At 69.6% G+C, this 7,850-nt stretch carries 6 protein-coding genes; 1 reads left to right on the top strand and 5 read right to left on the bottom strand.

Features of this window, described 5'->3' with window-relative positions; translation table 11 throughout:
• From ACH427_RS21775 to ACH427_RS21795, 5 genes are all read right to left on the bottom strand, one after another.
• The gene (locus ACH427_RS21775) at positions 1–882 is read right to left on the bottom strand and encodes a phytanoyl-CoA dioxygenase family protein (protein WP_398871471.1); all 882 of its coding nucleotides are present in this window, start codon (positions 880–882) and stop codon (positions 1–3) included.
• A 317-nt stretch (positions 883–1,199) separates the two neighbouring features.
• Positions 1,200–1,952, bottom strand: a complete 753-nt coding sequence (locus ACH427_RS21780; RefSeq protein WP_398871473.1) for an iron-containing redox enzyme family protein — start codon at positions 1,950–1,952, stop codon at positions 1,200–1,202.
• 66 nt (positions 1,953–2,018) lie between these two features.
• Complete coding sequence (locus ACH427_RS21785; RefSeq protein ID WP_398871475.1) at positions 2,019–3,335, bottom strand: acetyl-CoA carboxylase biotin carboxylase subunit family protein; 1,317 nt, start codon at positions 3,333–3,335, stop codon at positions 2,019–2,021.
• Between the two features lie 32 nt (positions 3,336–3,367).
• Positions 3,368–4,459 carry a DUF1611 domain-containing protein gene (locus tag ACH427_RS21790; protein ID WP_398871477.1) on the bottom strand — a complete coding sequence of 364 codons (1,092 nt, stop codon included), beginning with the start codon at positions 4,457–4,459 and terminating at the stop codon, positions 3,368–3,370.
• Between the two features lie 56 nt (positions 4,460–4,515).
• Positions 4,516–5,757 (bottom strand): acetyl-CoA carboxylase biotin carboxylase subunit family protein, encoded by a 1,242-nt coding sequence (locus ACH427_RS21795; RefSeq protein ID WP_398871479.1) that lies wholly within the window; start codon positions 5,755–5,757, stop codon positions 4,516–4,518.
• 522 nt (positions 5,758–6,279) lie between these two features.
• Here ACH427_RS21795 and aroA point away from each other — a divergent pair.
• Positions 6,280–7,626, top strand: a complete 1,347-nt coding sequence (gene aroA / locus ACH427_RS21800; RefSeq protein WP_398871498.1) for a 3-phosphoshikimate 1-carboxyvinyltransferase — start codon at positions 6,280–6,282, stop codon at positions 7,624–7,626.
• The last annotated feature ends 224 nt before the right edge of the window (positions 7,627–7,850 follow it).

Genomic DNA, 7,850 nt, shown 5'->3' on the forward strand with positions numbered 1-7,850 from the left:
TCACTTCGCGTCCTCCAGTGTGGCGTACCCGGTGGTCGCCGCGTCCTCGGTCTGGTGGGCGCCCTCCTGGAGCTGGAAGAGCGAGCCGAAGGGACGCTCCGCGAGCGGGAGACGCCATGCCCCGGCCTCCACACGTGCCGTGTCCGACACCTCGCCGCGCAGCAGCTTGACCCCGGCCTCGTTGTGGCCGGCGTGCGGGCCGAAGTGGATCGGGTAGGCGTCGGCCGCCCGGTAGGCCGGCAGGAAGGCGCGGCGGTAGCGGTCGGAGCGGTTCGCGGAGGAGTAGTGCAGGAGCAGGGGGTGGATGAAGACCACGCTGCCCGCGGGCGCCTCGATGGCCACGGCGTCCGCCGCGTCCGGGGCGTCGGCACCGACCACCTTGCCGCGGAAGTGGCCGTCGACGTAGTGGTCGGCGAGGCCGCGGAGGTGGGAGCCGGGGACGGCCTGGAGGGCGGAGTTCTCGGTGGTGGTGTCGTCGAGATAGACGAGCGCCGTCACCAGGTCGGTGTTGGTGTGGGGGTAGTAGGCGAAGTCCTGGTGCCAGTCCACGACACTGCCCACCTGCGGGGCCTTGAGGTGGAGCTTGCTGTAGTGGAACAGGATGTTGCCGCCGATGAGTGCCTCGACGTGGTCGAGCAGTCCGGGGTGGGCGGCGGCCCGCTCGAACGCGACGTGCTGCTTGGTGGGCGACCAGATCCGGCGCGCCATGCCGTTGTCGCCGGGCTCCACTTCGGCGACGGAGCCGATGTCGGAGACGTCGAGGATCTCCGTGATGGCGGTGTTGAGCGCGGCGACCTCGCTCGGGTCAAAGAGACGTTCGGCGACCGCGAAGCCGTTCTCGCGGTATTCCTTGACGAACGCGGCTGTGTCAATTGCGGGCATGGCGGGGTTCCTCTCTGCTGCGTGGCGGGGGCGCGGTGGGGTGGGGCGCGTACGGGTCCGCCCGGCGACGGCCGCCCGGCGGAGACGGGACGGCTCCAAGGAGCCATCGGCCGGCATCGCGGCCGGGCCCCGTACGGGCCGGGGACGGCGGCCGCGAGCGCCCCTCGGCCAGGGCGCTCGCGGACTGCCCGTTGTGTCTCCGGTCCGACGCGGGGGCACGGACGGCCCCCGCGAATCCCTCGGACGGTTCACTCCTCAGGCGCCCGGCGTCCCCGGGTGCCGGTTCTGTCGTCGGCGTGGGTCCGGGGAGGTGCGGGTCACACGGCGGCGGGCTGCGCGTGCTTGGCGACGGTGTCCTCGTAGATCTCCCGGAAGAACATCGCGAGGATGTCCTGGACGTCGTCGATGTACTTGAGCACCTGCTGGAAGTCCTCCTCGCTGAAGAGCAGCTGGTGGAGGATGTCCCACATCTCCTGGGAGTGGTCCTCGGTGGAGTCCACGTGGAGGTGGGCGGCCTGCCCCTTGACGTTCTCCTTGCCGAGGCGGTCCTGGAGGTTCTCCACGATGGCCGGCTGGAGCTTGATCTGGGTGTACTCGACCAGGTAGTTGGAGACGACCGGGGCGAGGTACGACTCGTGCTCCAGCGTGTAGTAGAAGAAGCCCTCCAGCAGACGGGTGGAGAGGTAGGGCTCGGTGGCCTGGATCTCTTCCTCGGTGACGCCGGCCGCCGCGGCGTCGCTCACGTACAGCTTGTCGTGGAGCATCTCGTCGGCCTGGTACTGCGCGTAGTCACGGGCGGCACGGGGCGAGACCTGGGCGATCTTGTAGATGGCCTTGGACTGGCTGACCCGGGAGAGGCGGATGCGCCACACGTGCTCGATGAGGGTGCGGCGGTAGTACGCCTGGTGGAGCTCGGGCTCGGTCAGGTGGGACGCGAAGGGGACGGTGGCCTTCCACTCCGCCATCTTCTTGTCCAGGTAGCTGTCGAGCTCGGCCTTCTTCAGACGGCTCTGCTCCTCGTTGTAGAACGGCTTCGGGTAGGCGATCCCGGAGTTCTGCACGCGGTTCATCGCGTTCTCCTTCACAAGAGGGTTCGAGGGGATGTTCACGGAAGGGACGAAGGGTGCTGCCACAGGTCAGCGGTAGCCGACCTGGAAGTGCTCCGTCGCGTGTCGGTCGAGGAAGGCGGTCTCGGCCTCGAGGTCGTCGGCCGCCACGTCCCACAGGGCGTCCATCAGGCAGATCCCCCGGTCGGACGCGTCAAGTTCGGTTCCCTCCGCCACGTGGATGCGCAGGATCCGGGGCGGGCGGGTGGGCGGCTCGAAGCGGATCGCATCGACGGTCCGCCCCTTCTCCCCGTACTTGCTGAGGAACACGGCCGCCCGGGTGGGTGCGCCGGTGCGCAGGGCCTCCAGCTGGGAGGCGCCGGTGAGCCGGTCGTGGAAGGCGTCCCGCTCGCCGTCGGGCAGCACCAGGGACTCGGTCCACAGGTCCAGGAGGGAGTGCCCGGTGACGGTCTGGACGCTGGCGTCGATGAGACTGCCGCCCATCCGGGGGTTGATCTCGATGATCTCCCAGCGCTTCCTCGACTCCCAGTACTTGACCTCGATGTGGAAGACGCCGGCGACCGTCCCCTGCTCCGCCAGCGCGGTGAGGCAGCGGGTGACGTGGTCGGCTCCTTCCAGGACGAGCCGGGGGTCGAGGCTCACGGGCGGGCTGACCGACATGCCCTCCAGGACCGTCCGCTCCAGGCGTTCCACGCGGGCCTTCTCGTGGACGCACAGGTGGTGGACCCGGCCGTCGATGACGACGGTCTCGAAGCTGAACTCCGGGCCTTCGACGTACTCCTCGACGAGGAAGTCGTAGCGGTCCATGAAGATGGCCTTCATGCGCTGGTCGGCGCGCATCTGCTCCTGAAGAGCGGGCAGGTCGGCCAGGTCGGCGACGTCGTTCAGGACGAAGGTCGCGAAGGACGAGGCACCGCGTACCGGCTTGACGAACCACTGCGCGGAGGGATCGAGATCGGGCGTCACGCCGGGGGTGAGCCGGTGGAGCCGGACCTCGCTCAGCCCCTCGGCGAAGAGGTGGCGGCGCAGCTCGTACTTGTCGAGGCACAGGCGCAGCACGGACTCGGCGGAGTCGGCCACACCGAGCCGCTCGTTGAGCTCCGCCATCAGCAGCCGGTAGCCCTCGAAGGTGGCGAGGGCGGCCTCGACCCGGTAGCCCCGGTCGGCGAGTTCGGACACGGCCTTGTCGAGGTCTCCGGAGCCCAGTTCGGGCTCCTCGGTGACCACGCAGTCCGCCAGGTGCGGGCGGCTCGCCTCCAGGACCCCCGGCGTCTCCGGCCGGGAGCTGAGGGCGACCAGGGCGAGGCCGAGCCCGGCGGCCGCCGCGGCGATCTCCTCGGTGTACGACTTGCCCTGGTGCATGAGGAGCAGGATCGCTCGCTTCATCGGTGCATCTCCTCGCAGTTCCTCGGTCGCCCTCAGCGCCGGCGGGCGGAGTGCAGGGCCGCGGTCTCGCGCTGGTGGGCGCGGAGGATCTCCACGAGCCGGGCGCCGCCCTCACGGACCGGGTCGACGACGGGCAGCCCGGTGTCGACCTCCAGCTTCTCGGCCTCGCGGCGGTAGTCCTCGTCGGAGTAGCCGAAGCTGTTGACGCTGATGGCGGCGACCTTGGCGGGCCGCTCGAAGACGGAGAGCTCCTCGTTCAGACGGATGAGCTCGGGGATGGGGATGATGGGCGTGTTCCAGACCTTGGTGCGCTCGGCGCCGAGGCGGTGGCAGAAGACCAGGGCGTGCGGCAGGGCACCGTGCAGGATGGCGAGGGCGACGCTGCTGAACCCGATGTGGTTGAGCGAACCCTGGCCCTCGACGACGACCCATTCCTTGCCGGCCGCGGCCTCCAGGACGACCTGCTCGACGGCGCCGGCCATGAAGTCGCCGGGCACGCCGTCGACCGCGATGCCGTGGCCGGAGATCAGCATGCCGCTCTGGCCGGTGGCGGCGAAGCCGGTGCTGATGCCGCTGCGGTTGGCCTCGTTCCAGATCTGCAGGGCGGCGGTCTTCTTGCCGATGTTGGAGTCGCTGCCGCAGGTGTGGATCACCCAGGTGTCCAGGTCCAGGACACGGGCCTTGTTGAGCTGCACCGGCGGGGTGTCCTTGGTCTCCCAGACCGTGACGCCCTTCGCCCGGACGGCACCGGCGATGTCCGGGTCGCCCAGGAGGCGGTAGTGGATCGAGTTGATCAGGTGCAGGCCGTTCTGGACAGCGGCGAGGATGTGCGGCTTCCAGGACGGGGGCAGGTCCGCGGAGTGCAGGCCCTTGCCGATGATCAGGACCTCGGGGCTCAGGTGCAGAGCCTCCTCGACGCGGCTGACGATCGGGATCGGGCCGCCGTAGCCGAGCACGTCCTGGACGGTCCGGCCGGCCTGAAGGCTGTCGATCACGGCGACGCAGCGGTCCCCGTTGTAGCGGACCAGTGAGGCGGCAATCTTGCTCGTGAAGAGTCCGAAGCATTCCTCGGCGAACAGCACGAACTTCTTCTCAACCAGCTCCGCATGGCTCAACTGGTCCACGTCTTCCTCCGGACTCGATGGTTCTGTTGCCTATGGCACGCGATGGTTCGGGCGGTCTACGCGACAGGCTCGGTCGTCAGGCGGTACTGCTCGTTCGCCTGGCGCACGGCCGCCTCGATCTGCTTCTGGGTGCCGCCCCGGAAAAGGAAGCGGCCGCCCTGGAGCGTGGCGTACGAGCCGGGCCGGGAGACCAGGACCTCGCCCGGACTCGGCACCAGCTCGCGGTACACATACGGAACGTGACCCAGGAGCGGGGTCGCCGCGGTGACCTTCCGGGGCAGCGGCTTGGGCCCCTGGATGATCAGCCAGCCGCCGCTCAGCTCCGGGTCGGGGACCGGCAGGTCCACCGGGCGGCCGAGCAGCACATCGACCCACAGCCGCCAGAGGTTCACACCGTGGACGTCGTTGATGACATAGGACACGTCGGCCCCCGGCACCCGGGCCCCGACCTCCAGGAACACCAGCTCCTCGCCGGTGTCGAAGAGTTCGAGGTGGAAGGCGGAGCTGCGCAGGCCGAGCGCGTCCAGGCAGCGCACGGCGAAGTCCTCGCAGCGGTCGCGCACCTCGGGGTCCGTCTGGAAGACCGAGCCGAGCGGCGCGCCCAGGGCCTCGTAGTCCAGGCAGCTGGAGATGTAGCGCGAGGTGCACAGGAAGAGCGGCTTGCCCTCGGCGTCCAGGACGCCGTCGACGTGCAGGATGTCGCCCTGCACGAACTCCTCGATCTCCAGGTCGTCCAGGCTCCGTTCGGCGCACAGGGCCCGCAGCTCCCCGGCCGAGGCGATCTCGCGCACCCCCTGGCTGGACGCCCCTCGCACCGGCTTGACGATCACGGGGTAGCCGAACTCCTCGGCGGCCGCGAGCATCTGCTCCTCGGTCCGGCAGGGCGCCCAGCGCGGCACACGGAGGCCGGCCCGCGACACCCGCTCCTTCATGACGCTCTTGTCACGGAACCGGGCGGTCTCCTCGACACCGGGGCCCGGGATGCCGTACCGCTCGCGCAGGGTCGCCGCGAGGTCGAGCAGCATTTCGGAGAAGCCGATGACGTGATCGAACGGGCCCTCTTCGCGGACGATGGCATCGACGAGCTCCAGCACACCGTCCACATCACCGAAGTCCGGTACGACATGAACCCGTTCGGCGCCGGCGGGCACGCCGCTGCGGCCGAACTCGTCGCAGAGATACGTGACGCGGTCGGTCTCCGGGTCGAAGACCAACTCGGGGGCGGCCAGGCGGTTTTCCCAGCGCCGCTTGTCCTCGTACAAGGGCCAGCGGTTCAAGAACAGGATTGCGCTGGACATGGTTTTGTCGCCTCACGGTTCACAGGAAGCATGGATGTGCCCGGCCGCGGGCCGGTCGACGGCAGTGAAAGGCGGGCCTTTCGGAACCGAAGGATGAACCCGGACCTGAATCCCGGAACAGCCCTCAATGCGTTGATCGCGCTGCCACAGCCTCGCACGGGGCCGGGCTGCTCAGAATAGGACTTAGGTCCCCCCTGGCCGGCCCCGGTGATGCCGCTGAGCACCGACGACAGCGCCACCCCTCGGCAAGGAGGTCCGAACCACCTTGCGCCGGAAACGCCATGGGCAGATGGACCTATTGCCGCTCGCACCCCACGGCACGCAGAATCCCCATCGCACCCTCCACGCCGGCGGAGGGCTGCCATGCGCGCCAGGAGAGTTTTTCCGACTCCCGCCCCGACACCGAAGCGCCAAGCGGTGGACGACATGTTCCCACTCCGCGAATACCGCCGGCCCAGACCTCAAAGCGACATCGCCTGCAAGACATCAGGCGGAGAACGATGCGAAACGGGAGACATGACGATGCTGCTGAAGGTTGATCCGATCGAGTCCTTTTCCGGAACTTTCCGCGTCCCTTCCTCGAAGCCGGAGACGCAACGCGCCATTCTCGTAGGCACGTTGGCCGAGGGAACGTCGCGCGTCTACAACGACCTCCGCTGCGACGAGACGGAGACGATGAAGAGCGCCTGCCGTGCCTTCGGCGCCGAGATAACCGAGCACGACGGGTTCCTGGAGATCAAGGGCATCGGGGGGACCCTCCCGAACATCGGGCGCGTCATCCAGTCCCGCGGCTCGGGCCTGGTGTTCCGCGTCGTGACGGCGCTGGCCTCCGCGCTGCCGACACCGGTCGTGGTGACGGGTGACGCGACCCTGCGCAGGCGCGTGATGGCGCCCCTGCTGGACGCCCTGCGCGACCTCGGCGCGGACATCGAGTCGATCGCCGACGAGGGCAAGGCCCCGGTCGTCAACTGGGGAGGCGGCCTGAAGGGCGGCACCTGCCGGCTGCCGGGCGACATCAGCTCGCAGTTCATCACCGCCATCCTGTTCGCCGCGCCGCTGGCCGAGAACCCGGTCGACATCGAGGTGACGGGCGAGGTCTACTCCCAGTCGTACATCCGGCAGACGCTGGCGAGCCTGACCGACGCGGGCATCAAGGTGTCCGCGTCGGAGGACATGCGCCACTACCACGTGGAGCCCTCCCAGTACCGGACGCAGGACGTGACCATCCACGAGGACTACACCTCCGCCTCGTACCTGCTGGCCGCCGCCGCGCTCTTCCCGGGCCGGACCGTCCTGACCAACGTCTACGGCGACAGCATGCAGGGCGAGTTCGCGATCGTCCCGATCCTGGAGAAGCTCGGGGTGAGTGTCACCTTCGACAAGGAGAACCTGTCGCTGATCGTCGACAACCCGCAGGGCAGCATGTGCGGCGACTTCGAGGTCGATGTGATGGACTGCCCCAACATCGTCCCCACGCTCGCCGCCCTCGGGGCGTACGTGCAGGGCAGCCTGCGGGTGACCGGCGGACGCCTCACCCGGTTCCACAAGGCGTCGCGCATCGAGGCGATGGCCGCCGAACTGACCCGCGCCGGCGTGGACATCGAGGTCCTGTACGCCGACGGGGTCTGCGACGGCTTCCTGGTCCGCGGCGCGAAGACGTACCCCGGCGGAGTGACGCTGTCCAGCTGGGGTGACCACCGCATCTTCATGTCGCTGTTCGTGGCCGGTCTGCGGATGCAGTCCGCCAACCGGTTCTCGGGCTTCGAGGACGTCAAGCTGTCCTTCCCGAGCTTCATGGAGGAGTTCACCAAGGCGGGGGTGCTGACCGCGTCCGTCGAGGAGGACGCGCCCGCCGGGACCGTCGCCTGACCCTGTCCGCGGCAATCCCGGCGGTGCGCCCTGCCGCAGTGGCGCACCGCCGGGGCCGGCAGGCGAGCGGGACGCGCCGCCGGCCATAGCAGAAGCGCCGGCGCGGGGGCCCGGGGGCCCCCCCCCCCCCCGCCCCCCGGGCCCCCGCGCCCCGCGGGCAGTGGTTAGGGAATCACCGGGGCCCCCGGCCGCCCCCGCAGCCCCCCCCCCCCCCAGAAAGCCCG

Source organism: Streptomyces sp. NPDC020379 (assembly GCF_044387105.1).
Classification (GTDB): domain Bacteria; phylum Actinomycetota; class Actinomycetes; order Streptomycetales; family Streptomycetaceae; genus Streptomyces.

What these genes read in the sequence shown, in the direction of transcription:
- ACH427_RS21780 (WP_398871473.1), bottom strand. Translation starts at nt 1,952, where the DNA reads ATGAACCGCGTGCAGAACTCCGGGATCGCCTACCCGAAGCCGTTCTAC.
- ACH427_RS21795 (WP_398871479.1), bottom strand. Translation starts at nt 5,757, where the DNA reads ATGTCCAGCGCAATCCTGTTCTTGAACCGCTGGCCCTTGTACGAGGAC.
- ACH427_RS21785 (WP_398871475.1), bottom strand. Translation starts at nt 3,335, where the DNA reads ATGAAGCGAGCGATCCTGCTCCTCATGCACCAGGGCAAGTCGTACACC.
- ACH427_RS21775 (WP_398871471.1), bottom strand. Translation starts at nt 882, where the DNA reads ATGCCCGCAATTGACACAGCCGCGTTCGTCAAGGAATACCGCGAGAAC.
- aroA (WP_398871498.1), top strand. Translation starts at nt 6,280, where the DNA reads ATGCTGCTGAAGGTTGATCCGATCGAGTCCTTTTCCGGAACTTTCCGC.